Consider the following 14,068-nt stretch of genomic DNA (forward strand, 5'->3'; position numbering starts at 1 on the left):
CTTCGCGTGCACGTGATGGTCGACCGTTCCAGGTCGCGGGGCCACGTGCTCGCCAGATTTCCCAGCACAACCTTATGCCCCAGGAGGCGGATGGTGAAGCAAGGCACTCCGCGCCTCTACGACGAGGCGTTCGAACACGACAGCTGCGGCTTCGGCATCGTTGCGCAGATAGACGGCCATGCCAGTTCGGCACTGGTCGATACCGCCTTTTCGGCACTCGCCAAACTTTCGCATCGCGGCGGTGTGAACGCGGACGGCATCAGCGGCGACGGCTGCGGCGTACTGATTCGCCGGCCTGTCGAATGGCTGCGCGCGCTCGCGCGGGAATCCGGCATCGCGCTGGCTACGCACTTCGCTGCCGGCGTCGTCTTTCTCGATCCCGAAGGCGACGGCAGTGCTGCCGGCATACTCGAGGCCGAACTCGCCTCCGTGAATCTTCACGTGGCCGGCTGGCGCGATGTCGCCGTCGATACGGCGGCCTGCGGACCGCTGGCGGCCTCGTCCATGCCGCGCGTACGGCAGATTTTCGTCGATGCACCGGGCGACCTCACGACGGCGCAGTTCGAAGCTAAGCTATTCCACGCGCGTCGTCGTGCGGAGCTCGCGCTTGCCGGCGACACGCAGTTCTACGTGGTGTCGCTTTCGGGCGAGGTCGTCGGTTACAAGGCCATGGCTGCTCCGGGGCACCTGCGGGATGTCTACCCCGACCTGAAGCACCCGGCGCTCGTTGCCGACGCCGTGGTCTTCCACCAGCGCTTCTCGACCAATACCTCGCCGCAGTGGCGCCTTGCGCAGCCGTTCCGCCTGCTCGCGCATAACGGCGAAATCAACACCATCCGCGCGAATCGTCGCTGGATGCAGGCCCGCACGTCCGTCATGCGTTCTGAGCTGGTCGACCTCTCGGACATCGGTCCGCTGGTGCGGCAGAGCGGCTCGGACTCCGAGAGCCTCGATAACGCACTCGAAGTGCTGCTCATGGGCGGCATGGACCTGCTCACGGCGATGCGCGTGCTCGTGCCGCCGGCGTATTCGGCGCGCGAAGACATCGACGAAGACCTCGCCGCGTTCTATGAGTACTACGCGTTGCACAGCGAGCCATGGGATGGCCCGGCGGGCCTGGTCATGTGCGACGGCCGCTATGCCGCCTGCACGCTCGACCGCAACGGCTTGCGTCCGGCCCGTTGGGCACTCTCCGACGACAACCATCTCATCGTCGCTTCAGAAGCGGGCCTGTGGGATGTCCCGTCGGCTCGCATCGTTGCCAAGGGACGCCTTGCGCCGGGCGAGATGATCGCCGTGGATTTTCGCGAGCACCGACTCCTGCGTGATGCCGACATCGATGCGATCAATCGCCAGCGCGCGCCGTTCCGCGACTGGCTGCGCGATGGTGTCACCTATCTGGAATCCGATCTCATCGATCCCAGTCTCGCCGCCGAGCCGCTGCCTGCCGAGGAGCTGCGTCGCTACCAGAAGCTCTTCGGCCTCTCGCGCGAAGAATGCGAGTCGGTGCTGAAGGTGCTCGCCGAGACCGAAGCGGAAGCCACCGGCTCCATGGGCGACGACACGCCGATGGCCGTGCTGTCGCGACAGATCCGTCCGTTGTTCGATCGTTTCCGCCAGGGCTTCGCGCAGGTGACCAACCCGCCGATCGACCCCCTGCGCGAGCGCCTGGTCATGTCGCTCGTGACCCAGATCGGGCAGGAGCGGAACATTTTCGATCTCGGTCCCGAGAACGCGAAGCAGATCCTGCTCAATTCGCCGATCCTTTCGCAGCGCAAGCTGCGCCAGATCCTCGCGAACGCGGAGTATGCGGACACGCCGCGTTTCGACCTGATGTACGGCGCCGACGAGACGCTGGAACAGGCGCTTCTGCGTATCTGCGACGCCGTCGAAACGGCCGTGCGCGGCGGCGTGAAGATCGTCTTCCTGAGCGACCGCTATCCGCGTCGCGACCTGCTGCCGATCCACTCCCTGCTGGCGACGGGTGCCGTGCATGCGCGTCTGGTCGATCGTGGCCTGCGATGTCAATGCAACATCATGGTCGAGACGGCGACGCCGCGCGACCCTCACCACTTCGCCTGCCTGCTCGGCTTTGGCGCGACGGCGATCTATCCCTGGCTGGCCTATCAGAGCCTGTTCGACATGGGCCGCAGCGGACACATCCGCAACGGCGAAGGCGCGCCGCGCGAGATCGGTCGCAACTACCGTCGCGGCATCCGCAAGGGCCTGCTGAAGATCCTCTCGAAGATGGGTATCTCCACCGTCGCGGGCTACCGCGGTGCGCAGCTTTTCGAGATCGTCGGCCTGTCGCGCGACGTCGTGGATATCTGCTTCCCCGGCACGCCGTCGCGCATCGGTGGTTCGACCTTCGACGATCTCGAGAAAGAGCAGCGCCTTCTCGCCGCCGAAGCCTGGGATGAAGCGCACGCGCTTCGCGCAGGCGGGCTGTTCAAATACGTGCATGGCGGCGAGTTCCACATGTACAACCCGGACGTGATCGCCAGCCTGCAAGTGGCGGTGCGCACGGGTGACTGGGACGACTACGCGAAATACGCGCACTACGTGGATGCGCGTCCGCCCTCGGCGTTGCGCGACTTGCTCGTGCCACGTGAAGGTACACCTGTCCCGCTCGACGAGGTCGAGCCGGTGGAAAGTATCCTCAAGCGCTTCGACTCGGCCGGTATGTCGCTGGGCGCCTTGTCGCCGGAGGCGCATGAAGCGCTCGCCATCGCGATGAATCGTCTCGGTGCGCGCAGCAATTCCGGCGAGGGTGGTGAAGATCCCGCCCGCTACGGCACCGACCGCGCGTCGAAGATCAAGCAGGTTGCCTCGGGTCGCTTCGGGGTGACGCCGACCTACCTGGTCAATGCCGAAGTGCTGCAGATCAAGATCGCCCAGGGCGCCAAGCCAGGCGAGGGCGGTCAGCTGCCCGGCCACAAGGTGGACGCGACCATCGCCCGCCTGCGTTATGCCAAGCCGGGTATCGGCCTGATTTCACCGCCGCCACATCACGACATCTATTCCATCGAAGATCTTGCCCAGCTCATTCACGACCTCAAGGAAGTGAACCCGAAAGCACTCATCTCGGTGAAACTCGTCTCGCACGCGGGTGTGGGTACCGTCGCCGCCGGTGTCGTGAAGGCCGGCGCGGACCTGATCACGGTGTCGGGCCACGACGGTGGCACGGGTGCAAGCCCGCTCACCTCCATCAAATACGCCGGCACGCCGTGGGAACTCGGTCTCGCCGAAACACAACAGACGCTGCGCCTCAACGACCTGCGTGGCCGTGTTCGCCTGCAAACCGATGGCGGGCTCAAGACCGGGCTGGATGTGATCAAGGCCGCCATGCTCGGTGCGGAGAGCTTCGGCTTCGGCACGGGCCCGATGGTGGCGCTGGGCTGCAAGTACCTGCGTATCTGCCATCTCAACAACTGCGCCACCGGCGTGGCGACGCAGCACCCTGTGCTGCGTCAGAAGCACTTCCTCGGCTTGCCGGACATGGTGATGAACTACTTCCGCTTCGTCGCGGAAGACGTGCGTCGCCATCTCGCGCGCCTCGGTGTGCGCACGCTGGAAGAGCTCGTCGGCCAGAGTGGTCGCCTCGAGCAGCGCGATGGCGTGACGGCCGTACAGGACCGCCTCGACCTCTCGCCTCTCATCGCCGAGGACGGCATGGGCGAGAAGGTCGACTTCGCCTGCACGTTCGCACGTAATCCCATGCGCGATCCCGCCACGCTGGCCAGCCGCATCTCGGCCGATACGCGTGCCGTGGTCGCAGATGCGCTCGGCGGAACGTTCCGCTACGACATCGCGAACACGGACCGCGCCATCGGTGCGCGTCTTTCCGGGGACGTTGCGCGTCGCTGGGGCGATGTCGGCATGGTCGAGAAGCCGGTCCACCTGCACCTGACCGGCTCAGCCGGGCAGAGCCTCGGTGCATGGAACGCTTCCGGCGTGCATATCGACCTGACGGGCGAAGCCAACGATGGTGTGGGCAAGGGGATGGCCGGTGGTCGTCTCGTCATCCGGCCACCGGCGGACTCACCGTTCGCCAGCCAGGAAGCGTCGATCATCGGCAATACCTGCCTCTATGGCGCTACCGGCGGCGAGCTGTTTGCCGCCGGGCAGGCCGGTGAACGTTTCGCCGTGCGCAACTCCGGTGCGCTGGCTGTCGTCGAAGGCGCGGGCGATCATTGCTGCGAGTACATGACCGGCGGCGTCGTCGCGGTGCTGGGTCGCACCGGTCTCAACTTCGGCGCCGGCATGACGGGTGGCTTCGCTTACGTGCTCGACACCGAGCGCAACTTCGTCGACTGCTACAACCACGAACTCGTCGACATCGTGCGCATTTCGCACGAAGGCATGGAACATTACATGCAGCACCTGCGCCAGCTCATCGCCCGCCACGCCGAACTCACCGACTCCGCGTGGGGGCGCAAGGTCCTTGGCGATTTCCGCGGCCTGCTGCAGCGCTTCTGGCTGGTGAAACCGAAAGCCGCCAGCCTCGATGCCCTGGCCGAAGAACTCCGGAGTGCCGCATGAGCGCGAAGGACTTCCGTTTCCTCGAGGTACCCCGGCAGACGCCGCGCACCGTGCCCGTGGCGGTACGCGTGCTCGGCTACGGTGAAATCTCCGGCGAGTTCGCGCCATCGGAAGCGGCGGCGCAATCGGAGCGCTGCATCGATTGCGGCAACCCGTATTGCGAGCACGCCTGTCCGGTGCACAACTACATTCCGAACTGGTTGAAGCTGGTCCAGGACGGCCGCCTGTTCGAAGCCGCGACGCTCATGCACGAAACCAACCCGCTGCCCGAGATCTGCGGCCGCGTGTGCCCGCAGGATCGTCTGTGCGAAGGCGCGTGCACACTGGAGCAGGGTGATTTCGGTGCGGTAACGATCGGCAGTGTTGAAAAATGGGTCACTGACGAAGCGATTCGCCAGGGCTGGCGTCCTGATCTTTCGCGCGTCCGCGAAACCGGTCTGCGTGTCGCCATCGTGGGAGCCGGTCCGGCGGGCCTGTCTTGTGCCGACCGTTTGCGCCGTGCGGGTATCGCCGCGGATGTCTACGACAGCCAGCACGAAATTGGTGGCCTGCTCACCTTCGGTATCCCGCCCTTCAAGCTGGACAAATCCGTCGTGCGCACGCGGCGCATGGTGCTCGAGGGCATGGGCGTGCGTTTCCATCTCGGCGTAGAGATCGGCCGGGACATCGCCTTTGACGAATTGCTCGCCGACTACGATGCCGTGTTCATCGGCACGGGTGCCTACACCTATGTCGATGGCCAGCTCGAGGGGCGCGACCTCGGCGGCGTGCACGATGCGCTGCCCTTCCTCATTGCCAATGTCGAACGCCTGCTGCGCGACGAAGAACCTGCACCGGGCTATGACCTTGCCGGGAAACATGTCGTCGTACTCGGCGGCGGCGACACCGGCATGGACTGCAATCGCACGGCGATCCGCCTCGGCGCCGCTTCGGTCACCTGCGTTTATCGTCGCGACGAATCCAGCATGCCCGGCTCGCGGCGCGAAGTGGGTTACAGCCGTGAGGAAGGCGTGCGCTTCCTGTTCCAGCAGCAGCCCATCGCGCTGGTCGGCGAAGGCGGCAAGGTCACCGCGGTTCGCGTGGTCGAGACACAGCTTGTCGACGATGGCGATGGACGCCCGCGTCCACGCAACGTCGAAGGCAGCGAAACCGACCTGCGTGCCGACGTGGTGATCCAGGCCTTCGGCTTCCAGCCGAGCCCGCCTGACTGGTGCGATGCCTTCGGTGTGGATCGCGATCGCAGTGGTCGCATCGTCGCCGGTGGCGAGGGTCGCTTGCCCTTGCAGACCAGCAATCCACGCATCTTTGCCGGTGGCGATAATGTGCGTGGCGCCGACCTCGTGGTGCGCGCCGTCTATGACGGACGTGAAGCGGCCGGATCGATCGCACTGATGCTGGCGAATGCGAAGCTGGCGTTGAAGGTGGCGGTCTGATCGACCGCCCGGAGCCCGGCCGTTTCTGCAAAACCTTGCGGCAGCGGGTAGGGCACAATAGGTCCATGCTCCTCCGGGCCACTCCCCACCCATGTGCCTGATCGCCTTCGCCTGGCATGTCCATCCGCGCTGGCGGCTGGTGCTTGTCGGCAATCGCGACGAGTTCCACGCGCGTCCGACGGAGCCGCTCGCCCCGTGGGTTGAAGCACCCGATGTGATCGCCGGGCGCGATCTCGAAGCCGGTGGCACCTGGGCAGGCGTGGCGCCGCATGGCCGCGTCAGCGTCATCACCAACGTGCGCGACATGACGGCGGACCACAGCGGGCTGTCGCGTGGGCTGTTGGTGGCGGACTACCTCGGCTCCAACGTGCCCGCCCGCGCCCACGCGATCGAACTGATGTCCAGCGCCAAAGGCTACCGCCCCTTCAACCTGCTGACCTTCGACCACGACGATGCCTATTACCTGGGCAATCATCCGAACGCCCGGGCGCAGCGGGTCGAGCCGGGCGTGCACGGCCTGAGTAATGCGGACTTCAACGCCCCCTGGCCGAAGACGCAGGCCCTGGTCGAGCACCTCACGACCTGGGTGGCCAACGACACGGAGACCGATGTCGATGCGCTATTCCAACTGGTTGCCGACCAGGGTGCGTGGCCGGACGATGTCCTCCCCGATACAGGCGTCGGCATCGAACGCGAGCGATTCCTTTCCAGCGCCTTCATCGTCGGTGAGACCTATGGCACCCGCGCCAGCACGGTCATCCTGGTCGATCACGACGATAGCGCGGTGATCGCGGAGCGCCGCTTCGGCCCCCACGGCGTACCGCAGGGCGAGACCCGCTACGACGTCGCCCGCGCCTGACCGAAGCGGTTGTTGGCGTAGAAGCGAGAGTCTTTTGCCTGAAGGGCGATTGATCCACACCCTGCCAGCCCCGACGATGAGTGGGTCAGACATCGTTCCCCCCTCTTTCGGAGCTTTCCCATGAACATCGATCTCAGCAAGCGCAGCGCCATCGTCAGCGGTTCCACCGCCGGTATCGGTCTGGCCATTGCCACGGGTCTCGCGGCCGCCGGCGCCGAAGTGGTCGTCACCGGTCGTACCCAGGCCCGCGTGGACGAAGCCCTCGCCACCATCCGCAAGGACGTACCCAACGCGAAGCTCAAGGGTGTCGCTGCCGATCTGGGCACGGCCGAGGGCGCCGCCACGCTGATCAAAGCCGTGCCGGAGACCGATATCCTGGTCAACAACCTCGGCATCTTCGAGCCCAAGGGCTTCTTCGACATCGACGACGCGGAGTGGACGCGCTTTTTCGAAGTGAACGTGAACTCGGGCGTGCGCCTCTCGCGTCACTACGCCAAGGGCATGGCCGAGCGCGGCTGGGGCCGCGTGCAGTTCATCTCCAGCGAGTCCGCCGTGCAGGTGCCGGCCGAAATGGTCCACTACGGCGTGACCAAGACGGCGCAGCTGGGTGTCTCGCGCGGCCTGGCCGAGGTGATGTCGGGCACCGGCGTGACGGTTAACGCCATCCTTCCCGGTCCGACCCTGTCCGAGGGCGTCAGCGAATTCTTCGGCAAGATTGCCAAGGACCAGGGCAAGTCGCTGGAAGAGGTCGAGCGTGACTTCATCCAGACCCACCGCCCCACGTCGCTGATCAAGCGCCTTCTGAGCGTTGAGGAAGTGGCCAACGTGTCGGTGTACCTGGCCTCGGAGCAGGCGTCAGGCACGACAGGCGCGGCGATCCGCGTCGACGGCGGCGTGACCCGCTCGATTATCTGAACGCGCGCACCGATCGCCAGGGACGGCGATTGACAATAATGGACGTGATACCTAGATTGCCGCGATAGCCGACCTGGGATCGGCGCACAGGATCAAGGAATGTTCAGTGCTATCGCGGCGTTCGTCATCGCCTGCCTCATGCCGTCCTTCGGGCGGTGGTACGCGAAACGCCGGAAGAAGCGTCAGCCAACCGTACCGTAGAACGGCTCTCGTGCAGCCACGTACTTGTCCAGACGCATCGTCACTGTGGTTGGCTTCAAGCGCGGACCGCGGGCGAAAGTAGCAGGCCAGCACGGTGAAGATCATCGCCTCATGCAGCGGCCGGAAGTCCGCGGTGAACGGGCAGTTGATGAATACGCTGGTGAGGTCGCGGTCGATCCCTCGAGCCATGGTGGCTTACTTCCTGTTCGGCATTTTCCGCGACGTATCCGTCGTCGTCGAGGCGGACGATGGGGCCTTTGGCAGTTCACCGCGCATGTTTCAGCAGCTTCCCCGTCGCACTGGACTACGTCAGGCGCGGAGCTCAATGAGGAACATCTTGTCGCGCACCGGTCTTCGCATCCGTCGCGGAATGATCGGCTTAAGAAAGATCAGTCGAGGGCGCCGTCGACGTAGAACCAACGCCCGCCTTCGCGCACGAAACGGCTGGTCTCGCGCATGCGCTCCGCACTGCCACCGCCCATACGTAGCCGCGCCACGAACGCCACGATCGCCGTGTCCGGCGTCGGGTTTTCGTGGCGCTTCACGCTGAGACCCAGCCACGTCGGTTTGGGCGATTGCGTCGCCAGACCGAGTTCGACAGGTCGTGTGCTTTCGTGCCACGTCGCCAGCAGGTAGTCCTCGAGGCCGAGCACGTAGGCGCTATAACGCGACCGCATCAGCGCTTCGGCCGTCGGTGCCGCTTCACCGGCATGCCAGCGGCCGCAACAGTCCGCGAGGCTGGCGCCGGACCCACAGGGACAGGGTGTGGAGAGGGGCATCGGCAGGGCCACTGATTCGGGGACCGGCATCCTAGCAGGCAGCGGCCTTAGTCGATCTTGCCGGACACGATGAGTGGCGTGAGGTCGTAGCCCATCGCTGTGGCCTGTTTCTTCAATGACTCGAAGGTCGCCCGATCCATGCTGGGTTCGCGCGACAGGATCCAAAGATACTTCCGCCCCGGCTGGCCCACGAGGGCCCATCGGTAGTCGCTATCCAGGGCGAGCACCCAATAATCGGCCCAGACCATCGGCACCCACGACAGCCAGGCCGGGGCGAAGCGCACCTGCAGCTTGCCTCGGGCGAAATTGTCCGGGCGGCGAGCCACGCCATCGCTGGCGATGGTCTTCCCCTCAGCCGTGACGCAGGCGTTGTGTACGGCGACCGTGCCGTCCGGATTCGGCTCGTAGTGGGCGGTGACGTCGCGCTCGCATTTGCGCTGGAACCACATGGGCAGGCGGGCGATCTCGTGCCATGTGCCGGCGTAGCGGGCCAGATCGAGGTCGGGCACGGGCGCAAGGGGAACGGTGGCGACGGCGGTGGACGTGGCCATGGCCAGAGAAAGGGCGACGAAAAGATCGCGCATGGCGGTGCATTCCTGTGGAGCGGATTCCCTACGATGCCCTGCGGCGGTGAACTACAACTAAATCCTACGAGTTCCCGGCCGATAACGAGGTGGAGCCGACCAGAGACACCGCCGCAATGGGCCCCAAATCAACGCCCCGACCCCTATGGACCCGCCTGCGTGAGAACCTCACCTGGCGGCCGAAGGTCCATTTCGACCAGGAGTCAGGCGTTGTCGTGGTTCACTTGGGCCCGTTCCGTACGCGCGAGGTGGCGATGGAGCGGATCCGGCGCATCGAGGCTGGCAACCGGGACAATACGACGGCCGACACGGTGTTTGTGTTCTTCCATATCGACGGTGAGCCCGTGCTGGCGGTATCCGAGCTGGATAGCGGCTTCGCGGCCTTGGTCGCGGTGATGCGCGAGTACTTCCCGGGCATCGAGAAGTGGGAGGAGGGGGTGCCGCCGGCCCGCTTCCAGCTGGCCTCGGTAGAGTTGTGGAAGCGGCCAACGATCGATAGCGACCCGACCGACGACGATCCGCTCAGTCCGCCGCAGGCCTGACCCGGACGAGCAGGGCCGTGGCGTCTGCTGCTAGCGTGAGCTCGCCGACGCCACGCACGCTGTCGCCGGCATGCACGGGCCGCGTCGCGTTGCCATCGATATGCGCTTCGCCCCGCGCCAGATAGACCAGGGCGGTCTCGCTGTCGAGCGTCAACGTCATGGGCCCGCGCATCACCTCGATGACGCCCCGCATCGCACCACGACGCACCATCAGATTGAAATCTCGCGTCGCGCCGCCGGCCAGTACGACCTCGACGGCTGCCTCACCCGCGAAGGCAAACGGCAGGCAAGGCGTCGTCAACGCATGCTCGCGATCGTCATCCAGCCTCATCGTGAAGCCATCGCCCTCGAGCAGCACGATGGTCCGATCGATACCCGGAAAACGCGAGAACGGCGATGCCGTGTCGACGTCCGCAATGCTCACGCGCCAGACGAAGTCATCCATCGTCGCGCCGCCTGGTTCAACCGCGATCTCACGCGTGATACCCAGGCCGTTCTTCCACGGTACGGCCTTCAGCGCGGCAAAGGGAATGATGGTCATGCGACGCGCTCGATGTTGCGGGCGAACGGCGGCAGGGCGCGAAGCATGCCCGTGCCGTAGCGTTTGGTAATGACGCGGCGATCCAGCAGCACGATACGCCCGGTATCGGTCTCGGTACGGATCAGGCGGCCGCAATACTGGGTGAGGATGCGCGTGGCATCCGGCACGCTCACTTCGATGAAGGGATTGCGCCCGCGCGACTCCAGCCACTCCGCATACGTCGCGCCCACCGGGTCGGTGGGTACGGCGAAGGGCAACTGCGTCACGACCACGGTCTCGCAGAGCTTGCCCGGCAGGTCGAGACCTTCGCCGAACGAGGCGAGGCCGAACAGGGTGCTGCCCTTGCCGGCTTCGATGTCTTCACGGTGCTCGGCGATGAGTTGCGCCTTCGACAGCGAGCCCTGCGCGCGTACCTTGCGCACGAACTCGATCGGCAGGATCTGCAGCACGCGATCGAGCTTGGCACGAGAGGTGAACAGCACGAGGTTGCCAGCGTCCCAGTCGAGGTTCTTCGCCAGCCAGCCTGACACTTCGCGCGCATGGCCTTCGCGATCGTCCGGCATGGCGGTGAGTGCGGGCACGGTGAGCGTGGCCTGCCTTTCCAGGTCGAAGGGCGAGGGCAGGCTGAGCGTGAGGGCGTCGTTGGGCAGGCCGACCGAATCGGCGAAGCCGCGGAAGTTGCCACCCGCGCTCAGCGTGGCCGAGGTCATCACCACGGCCGAGGCGTTGTCCCAGAGCACGGTGCGCAGCAGGCCACCGGCCGACACCGCGGAAGCATGGCAGACGAGCTGCTGCTCGGGCGTCATCGTGACCCAGCGAGCAAGCGGTGGCGCGTTCTCGCGATCGTCGGTGGACCACGCATACCAGGTGCGTACCTGGCGATCGAGGCGCTCCAGCGCCACGCCGAGTTCGCGCGACAGCGCTTCCTGGGTCGGACCACCGGCCTCCATTTCCACCACGGTACGGCGGACCGTGCGCAGCCAGCGCTGGATGTCCTTGGTCACCAGGTGCAGATGCTCGGCGTGCATCTTCCAGTTCTCCGGAAGTTGGCCGAGCGAGGCACGGAACACGGGTTCGGTTTCGCTGGACGATGGCGTCCACGACATGCGGATCTCGCGCTCGATTTCCTCGAGCGCGCCGGACATCGTCACCAGCTTCTCGTCGCCCGCTTCGAGCGAGAGGTTGCCGATGCTTTCCTTGTCGGTCAGCGAATACGCGGCGTGGATCTGATTCTGCAGGCGGCCGATGCGACGCACGGCCGTGGCCAGATGCACGTCGGCGGCGCCACGGTCGATCGCCTTGGCGGGCACGTGGTGTGCCTCATCAAAAATGTAGAGGGTCTCTTCCGGCTTGGGCAGGATCACGCCGCCGAAGGTGTCTTCGTCCCGCGGCATCGTCAGGTCGGCAAGCACGAGGTCCTGGTTGGCGACCACGATATCGGCCTCACCGATGAGCCGGCGGGCGACGAAGAACGGGCAGACCGCGAAAGCACCGCACTTGCGACCCGTGCAGCCGCCCGCGCTCGTGGTCACCATGCCGCGCACCAGGTCCGACAGCGGCTCGGGGCTGGTGTCGATATCGCCATTCCACTCGCGCGATTCGAAGGCCTGGCTGAGTTTCGCCACGGCCTTGGTATCGCGCTCCGCCGGCGGACGTGCCCAAAGCGCGACGTCGGCGTCGAACTCGAAGCCCCCCTGGGCCGTCGGCTCCGCACCGGCCATGCGCAGATTGCGCGGGCACAGGTAACGGGCGCGGCCCTTGGCCAGGGCGATCTTCGCCTCGACACCGCAAAGCGTCAGGTACTGGGGAATGTCACGCTGGACCAGCTGTTCCTGCAAGGCCACCGTGGCGGTGGCGATCACCAGCTTCTTCTTCTGGGCGCGAGCGACCTCCAGGCCGGCGATGAGGTAGGCCATGGACTTACCGGTACCGGTCGGCGCCTCGATCACGGCCGCGCCGCCGGGCTCCGCCAGTGCCTTGGCCACCTCGGCGATCATCTTCAGCTGCGAGGCACGCCCGCGGAACCCCGCAAGGCCGTCCTTCAGCCGCGTATACGCCGCGCGGATCGCGGCTTTGGTGTCGTCGGTGAGCATAACCGACCAAGGTTACCTCATACCCGTCTCACCTCACGACGCTCAGGCGTGTCGGTTGATGCCGACGGGAGGCACCGGGGTACCAGCGACAAGGCCGGCGACGACGTAGGTGTGTTCTTCCCATGTGCCGTCGGCTTGCTGGACATGGATTTCGACCGGGCGACCCAGGCTGTCGGACAGTCCGGGGGCCAGCGCCTCTGCGGCGGCGATCGCCATGGGCTGCGAGGCGTAACGGCCGAGGGGCATGGAGGCACGGCGTACGATCCACGGTCCCTGTGTCGATTCGCTGTACGGAATAAACAGTTGGGCGGAGCTCGAAGCCATGGGAACCCTCGCTATCGGTGGGAAGACCTGAGATGGGTAGACCTGACGAAACGCGCCCCGGGGCGCTGAGTCCACGCTACGCCGCCCCGCCGAAAAAACCCGTTAACCCTTGTCGCGCAAGGTCTTGCGGGCGACTTCCTTGCGCCGGAAACAATACGGGGCATGCGAGTTGATCAGGCCGGTGGCCTCCAGCCAGGCGAACACGATGGTCGGCCCGACGAAGGTGAAACCGCGCTGGCGCAGGGCCTTCGAGATGTCCGCCGAGAGAGGGCTGTTCGGCGGCACCGGGCCTTCCCAGGCGATCGGCGCGCCACCCACGACATCCCAGCAGAACCGGGAAAAATCCTCGCCCGCATCGCGCATGGCGAGGTAGGCCTTCGCGTTGTTGATCGCAGCGCCGATCTTGCTGCGTGAGCGGATGATCCCGGCGTCGCCGAGCAAGCGGGCGACATCGTCGGCGCCATAGGCGGCCACGCGCTCCGGATCGAAGCCGTCGAAGGCCCGTCGGAACCCGTCCCGGCGAGCGAGGATGGTGCGCCACGACAGGCCGGCCTGGAAGCCGTCGAGGATCAGCTTCTCCCATAGCTTGCGTCCGTCGCGCTCAGGCACGCCCCACTCGGTGTCGTGGTAGGCGCGCATGAGCTCGTCGGACTCGCCCCAGGCACAGCGGGTCTTGCCATCGGTCATGCGTTGAAACCGAGGTAATCCAGTTTGCCGATAGCCACGCCGTTATTGCGGAGGATGTCGTACGCGGTCGTCACGTGGAAAAAGAAATTGGGGATGGCGAAGGTCAGCAGGTACGACGCGGCGGTAAAGCTGTGTTCGGTGTCCTTGAACTTGCGCGTCAGGGGGCGCGTTTCGCCGGCCTCGATGACGGCACGGTCCACCGATTCGATCCAGGCCACCGTGCTGTCGATACGTTTGCGCAGATCGGCGAAGGTGGTCTCGTTGTCGTCGAAGGACGGCGGCTGCACCTCGCCGATACGGGCGATGGCGAACTTGGCCGTGTCGCTGGCGCGCTGCACCTGACCGGCAAGGGTCAGCATGTCCGGGGCGAGACGGGCGTCGATGAACCGGGCGCCATCAGGCTGGGCCTCGGCCTTGTCCAGCAGTTCGGCCAGCACGCGGAAACCACGGATGAAGACAGGTACTGACGCGTCGTAAGCGGAAATGGTCATGGCGGGCAGGGCCTCTGGGTTGGGCAATCCGCTTCGATCTGGGGGTGGCAAGGGCATCCGACAAGGCAGGCAGTCTT

General features: G+C 65.8%; 13 protein-coding genes. 5 read left to right on the top strand and 8 right to left on the bottom strand.

What is annotated here, in order from left to right:
• Nucleotides 1-90: 90 nt before the first annotated feature.
• From gltB to HB634_RS16280, 4 genes are all read left to right on the top strand, one after another.
• Nucleotides 91-4,542 carry a glutamate synthase large subunit gene (gene gltB, locus HB634_RS16265; RefSeq protein ID WP_213949323.1) on the top strand — a complete coding sequence of 1,484 codons (4,452 nt, stop codon included), beginning with the start codon at nt 91-93 and terminating at the stop codon, nt 4,540-4,542.
• Entirely contained in the window at nt 4,539-5,975 is a 1,437-nt protein-coding gene (locus HB634_RS16270) for a glutamate synthase subunit beta (protein ID WP_213949326.1), read from the top strand. Before gltB ends, HB634_RS16270 begins: the two co-directional genes overlap by 4 nt.
• A 91-nt stretch (nt 5,976-6,066) precedes the next feature.
• Nucleotides 6,067-6,834, top strand: a complete 768-nt coding sequence (locus tag HB634_RS16275) for an NRDE family protein (protein WP_213949328.1) — start codon at nt 6,067-6,069, stop codon at nt 6,832-6,834.
• A 120-nt stretch (nt 6,835-6,954) separates the two neighbouring features.
• Nucleotides 6,955-7,749 (top strand): SDR family oxidoreductase, encoded by a 795-nt coding sequence (locus tag HB634_RS16280; protein ID WP_107915744.1) that lies wholly within the window; start codon nt 6,955-6,957, stop codon nt 7,747-7,749.
• Between the two features lie 51 nt (nt 7,750-7,800).
• On the opposite strand, the gene HB634_RS16285 is transcribed toward HB634_RS16280, so the two are convergent.
• The 3 genes from HB634_RS16285 to HB634_RS16295 all read right to left on the bottom strand — a co-directional run bounded on the left by HB634_RS16285 (nt 7,801) and on the right by HB634_RS16295 (nt 9,313).
• On the bottom strand, nt 7,801-8,139 hold the full coding sequence (locus HB634_RS16285) for a hypothetical protein (protein ID WP_213949330.1): 339 nt from the start codon (nt 8,137-8,139) through the stop codon (nt 7,801-7,803).
• 200 nt (nt 8,140-8,339) lie between these two features.
• Nucleotides 8,340-8,729, bottom strand: coding sequence for a YchJ family metal-binding protein (locus tag HB634_RS16290; protein ID WP_213949332.1), 390 nt, complete (start codon nt 8,727-8,729; stop codon nt 8,340-8,342).
• A 47-nt stretch (nt 8,730-8,776) separates the two neighbouring features.
• The gene (locus tag HB634_RS16295) at nt 8,777-9,313 is read right to left on the bottom strand and encodes a lipocalin family protein (protein ID WP_213949334.1); all 537 of its coding nucleotides are present in this window, start codon (nt 9,311-9,313) and stop codon (nt 8,777-8,779) included.
• Between the two features lie 215 nt (nt 9,314-9,528).
• On the opposite strand from HB634_RS16295, the gene HB634_RS16300 reads away from it, so the two are divergent.
• Nucleotides 9,529-9,855, top strand: coding sequence for a hypothetical protein (locus HB634_RS16300; protein ID WP_213949336.1), 327 nt, complete (start codon nt 9,529-9,531; stop codon nt 9,853-9,855).
• Here HB634_RS16300 and HB634_RS16305 read toward each other — a convergent pair.
• The 5 genes from HB634_RS16305 to HB634_RS16325 all read right to left on the bottom strand — a co-directional run bounded on the left by HB634_RS16305 (nt 9,836) and on the right by HB634_RS16325 (nt 13,991).
• On the bottom strand, nt 9,836-10,396 hold the full coding sequence (locus HB634_RS16305; RefSeq protein WP_213949338.1) for a HutD family protein: 561 nt from the start codon (nt 10,394-10,396) through the stop codon (nt 9,836-9,838). The two genes, HB634_RS16300 and HB634_RS16305, sit on opposite strands and share 20 nt — an antisense overlap.
• Nucleotides 10,393-12,489 carry an ATP-dependent DNA helicase DinG gene (dinG, locus tag HB634_RS16310; RefSeq protein ID WP_063573846.1) on the bottom strand — a complete coding sequence of 699 codons (2,097 nt, stop codon included), beginning with the start codon at nt 12,487-12,489 and terminating at the stop codon, nt 10,393-10,395. Before dinG ends, HB634_RS16305 begins: the two co-directional genes overlap by 4 nt.
• Nucleotides 12,490-12,531: 42 nt before the next feature.
• Nucleotides 12,532-12,813 carry a DUF2188 domain-containing protein gene (locus tag HB634_RS16315; protein ID WP_213949340.1) on the bottom strand — a complete coding sequence of 94 codons (282 nt, stop codon included), beginning with the start codon at nt 12,811-12,813 and terminating at the stop codon, nt 12,532-12,534.
• 102 nt (nt 12,814-12,915) lie between these two features.
• Nucleotides 12,916-13,500 carry a DNA-3-methyladenine glycosylase I gene (locus HB634_RS16320; RefSeq protein ID WP_213949342.1) on the bottom strand — a complete coding sequence of 195 codons (585 nt, stop codon included), beginning with the start codon at nt 13,498-13,500 and terminating at the stop codon, nt 12,916-12,918.
• Complete coding sequence (locus HB634_RS16325; RefSeq protein ID WP_213949344.1) at nt 13,497-13,991, bottom strand: DUF1993 domain-containing protein; 495 nt, start codon at nt 13,989-13,991, stop codon at nt 13,497-13,499. The genes HB634_RS16320 and HB634_RS16325 overlap by 4 nt, the downstream gene beginning before the upstream one ends.
• Nucleotides 13,992-14,068: the final 77 nt, after the last annotated feature.

Source organism: Luteibacter sp. dw_328 (assembly GCF_018449605.1).
GTDB lineage: Bacteria > Pseudomonadota > Gammaproteobacteria > Xanthomonadales > Rhodanobacteraceae > Luteibacter.

Bases quoted from the DNA above. Each gene is read 5' to 3' on its own strand.
- HB634_RS16280 (WP_107915744.1), top strand. From the start codon at position 6,955: ATGAACATCGATCTCAGCAAGCGCAGCGCCATCGTCAGCGGTTCCACC.
- dinG (WP_063573846.1), bottom strand. From the start codon at position 12,489: ATGCTCACCGACGACACCAAAGCCGCGATCCGCGCGGCGTATACGCGG.
- HB634_RS16305 (WP_213949338.1), bottom strand. From the start codon at position 10,396: ATGACCATCATTCCCTTTGCCGCGCTGAAGGCCGTACCGTGGAAGAAC.
- HB634_RS16290 (WP_213949332.1), bottom strand. From the start codon at position 8,729: ATGCCCCTCTCCACACCCTGTCCCTGTGGGTCCGGCGCCAGCCTCGCG.
- HB634_RS16320 (WP_213949342.1), bottom strand. From the start codon at position 13,500: ATGACCGATGGCAAGACCCGCTGTGCCTGGGGCGAGTCCGACGAGCTC.
- gltB (WP_213949323.1), top strand. From the start codon at position 91: ATGGTGAAGCAAGGCACTCCGCGCCTCTACGACGAGGCGTTCGAACAC.
- HB634_RS16275 (WP_213949328.1), top strand. From the start codon at position 6,067: ATGTGCCTGATCGCCTTCGCCTGGCATGTCCATCCGCGCTGGCGGCTG.
- HB634_RS16315 (WP_213949340.1), bottom strand. From the start codon at position 12,813: ATGGCTTCGAGCTCCGCCCAACTGTTTATTCCGTACAGCGAATCGACA.
- HB634_RS16270 (WP_213949326.1), top strand. From the start codon at position 4,539: ATGAGCGCGAAGGACTTCCGTTTCCTCGAGGTACCCCGGCAGACGCCG.
- HB634_RS16285 (WP_213949330.1), bottom strand. From the start codon at position 8,139: ATGGCTCGAGGGATCGACCGCGACCTCACCAGCGTATTCATCAACTGC.
- HB634_RS16325 (WP_213949344.1), bottom strand. From the start codon at position 13,991: ATGACCATTTCCGCTTACGACGCGTCAGTACCTGTCTTCATCCGTGGT.
- HB634_RS16295 (WP_213949334.1), bottom strand. From the start codon at position 9,313: ATGCGCGATCTTTTCGTCGCCCTTTCTCTGGCCATGGCCACGTCCACC.